This window comes from Flavobacterium sp., assembly GCF_027484205.1.
Classification (GTDB): domain Bacteria; phylum Bacteroidota; class Bacteroidia; order Flavobacteriales; family Flavobacteriaceae; genus Flavobacterium.
Genome location: NZ_JAIXUB010000018.1, coordinates 1 through 2,712, shown reverse-complemented (window position 1 = coordinate 2,712; position 2,712 = coordinate 1). Strand labels below are relative to the sequence as shown.

The following is a 2,712-nucleotide window of genomic DNA, read 5'->3' as shown; positions in this document are numbered from 1 at the left end:
TCCATTCTTTTTTCTACTTTTACAAAAAAATAGAAAAGCATGTATAGAATTAAGGTTTCAATTATTATATTTTTTATTTCATTTTTAACCTTCTCGCAAACTCAAAAAGAAATTGAGTTCTATAAAAGCAAATTCTTCATCTACCCAACAATAGGCACGGATAGTGCCATGTATTATACCAATAAGGTTTTTTATTCAAAAAGACCTATCGATTTAGCTTTTGCTAATGCTGCAAAATGGCAACTGCTTCTAGTAACCAATCAGAAATATAATGAAAAAGAGTTTATTGATAAAATTGATTTTTATGTAAAAAAAGTTCCTGTAAAGAAGGAAAATTATTTTGATTTATCAGTAGTATATAATATTAAAGGAAATACATTTTATAAGAATAATGGTCTAAATAAAGGTCTTGCGAATTTTATCATTGCAGAAAAATATGCTGTTTTAAGTCATGATATTAATCAAATATTGAAAGTTAAAGGCAACATTGCTTCAATAAAAGGAGATTTAAAATTATTAGATGAAGCTATTTCCGAAATTAAAAGCATTAATAAATTAATTGATGGGAATAAAATAAATCAACAAAAGAACACAAATCTAAAATTTCGTAATAATCTCAATTTAGGTACTTTTTATATAGAAAAATATAAAGAAACTAGAAAAAAGTCTTACTCTGATTCAGCTAACTCGGTATTTAATAAACTTACAATAGAAAATGAAGGTGATTATGATTTGGCTAGAATTTATACTAAACTAGGAATTCTAAATAGCGAACTTAAAGATTATAAAAAAGCTACTAAGTTTTATAATGAGAGTATTGCTCTGTTTTTGAAACTAAAAATGGATAAAGAAGTTTTGACTACTTATTACAATTTAGGCTACAATCAATTTCTTGAAAAGAACTTTTCACAATCAAAAAAAAACTTCATAAAGGTTATTAAAAACCATAAAGATTCTTTAATAGATTTTAATTTTCTATTCGCACACAAATATTTAGCTAATATTTATACTTCAGAAAAAAGTGACTCAGCTCAATATTATTTAGATAAATTTATAGTTTATCATTCAAATAAAACAGAAAAGGAAAAGCTGGAATTAGCCAAAAGTTATAATGAAATTGAAAAAAAGAATTTAAACGAAGAAGTTTCATTATTGAAGAACGAAAATAGAAAGTTCAGTAAATACCAATACAGCCTTATTATTTTTATTACTCTTTTAATGTTAATTTTGATAATAGGATTTTATTATAACAAAAGGAAAACGGAAGAAAAAATAAACCTTTTATTAAAAAAATTGAAGGAAAATAAAAATAGTGACATCGAAAAAAATACAATTCCATTAAAAGTTAGTGATGAAAATGAAAAGAAAATAATAGATGGGCTTTTAAAATTAGAGAGAGACTTATATTTTTTAAAAAAAGAATTTAATTTGCATAATGCTGCAAAAAAAATAGGATCAAATACTACTTATTTAACATCAGTTATTAAAACGCATAAAAAGATGTCTTTTAATGATTATACAAATGAATTAAGAATAAATTATATTTTAAATCAATTGATTGAAAATAAAAAGCTCCAAAATTACACCATACAATCTCTAGCAGAGGTGATTGGTTATAAAAAAGGAGCTTCTTTTTCTAAAATTTTCAAACAAAAGACAGGTGTGAGTCCATTTCAGTTTATTGAAAAACTAAAAGAAAATAAAGATTAATTATCTATTATTGACAACTTGTATAAGGTTCATGATTAGTTTCGGCTATCATACATAAACGCCAAATCTCCCATGCAGCAGAATGGCATATTGAAGGTTCAAGACCACATTTATCATTAGTTCCAGTTCCTGTGTTATTAGTGCCACCACAATTTGTACATGGCGGTGGTGGATTTCCGGCTGTTCTTCCACTTCCATTAATTAATTTTAACTCGTCTTTTGTTAATTTCTTGAAATTTTGAATTTTCTTCATAAGTTGAATTTTAAATGATACAGGTAAAATTAATAATAAAGACAAAAGATTAATTGATTTACAATTGTCAGAAAAGGTAAAATTAAAATTACGGTTTTAAGTATTTAATATTCAGAACATTAAATTCTTTTTGTGTAAAACATTATATTAATATAATGACTAATTATTTTAATAAATGGAACAGGTTGGCTTTTTTTTCTCGTCTTTTCATCAAACATTTGCTAAAGATTTCTTGCAAGAGTCAAAATATTAAAATCAATTAAATTATTAATTTTAAAAAATATTAAAAATGAAAAAATCAATTTTAAATTTACAAGGAGTACTTGAACTATCAAAAAATGAGCAAAAAACAATTATTGGTTCCAGAAGCAATAGAATTTGTTGTGAAAGATGCGCAGACGGAAGTTGTAACGGCTGGACAACGGCTGGAGTTCCTTGTCCAATAGCATTACCTTGTCCTAATTAAAACTTTAGCAAAGGCAAATTTATTTAGAATGATTAGGTTTTTATTTCCTTTTTAATCAATTATTATTAGTATAAAATTATTAAGGATAATAAATTTTAGGAATAAAAGGACATCTTTTTGAGATGTCTTTTTATTTTGAGTCAGGTTAATAATGTAAAAGCTAAAATCCATTCTTTTTTCTACTTTTACAAAAAAATAGAAAAGCATGTATAGAATTAAGGTTTCAATTATTATATTTTTTATTTCATTTTTAACCTTCTCGCAAACTCAAAAAGAAATTGAG

3 protein-coding genes are annotated in these 2,712 nt (G+C 24.6%); 2 read left to right on the top strand and 1 reads right to left on the bottom strand.

The genetic code is table 11. The features are described 5' to 3' along the window. Window positions 1-39: 39 nt before the first annotated feature. Complete coding sequence (locus Q0049_RS08910; RefSeq protein ID WP_298118913.1) at window positions 40-1,710, top strand: helix-turn-helix domain-containing protein; 1,671 nt, start codon at window positions 40-42, stop codon at window positions 1,708-1,710. 7 nt (window positions 1,711-1,717) lie between these two features. Here the strand turns inward: Q0049_RS08910 and Q0049_RS08905 are convergent, their stop codons facing one another. Next, entirely contained in the window at window positions 1,718-1,963 is a 246-nt protein-coding gene (locus Q0049_RS08905; RefSeq protein ID WP_298118911.1) for a hypothetical protein, read from the bottom strand. A 289-nt stretch (window positions 1,964-2,252) separates the two neighbouring features. Here Q0049_RS08905 and Q0049_RS08900 point away from each other — a divergent pair, with 289 nt between their 5' ends. Continuing rightward, complete coding sequence (locus Q0049_RS08900) at window positions 2,253-2,429, top strand: hypothetical protein (RefSeq protein WP_298118909.1); 177 nt, start codon at window positions 2,253-2,255, stop codon at window positions 2,427-2,429. The last annotated feature ends 283 nt before the right edge of the window (window positions 2,430-2,712 follow it).

Bases quoted from the DNA above. Each gene is read 5' to 3' on its own strand.
- Q0049_RS08910 (WP_298118913.1), top strand. From the start codon at position 40: ATGTATAGAATTAAGGTTTCAATTATTATATTTTTTATTTCATTTTTA.
- Q0049_RS08905 (WP_298118911.1), bottom strand. From the start codon at position 1,963: ATGAAGAAAATTCAAAATTTCAAGAAATTAACAAAAGACGAGTTAAAA.
- Q0049_RS08900 (WP_298118909.1), top strand. From the start codon at position 2,253: ATGAAAAAATCAATTTTAAATTTACAAGGAGTACTTGAACTATCAAAA.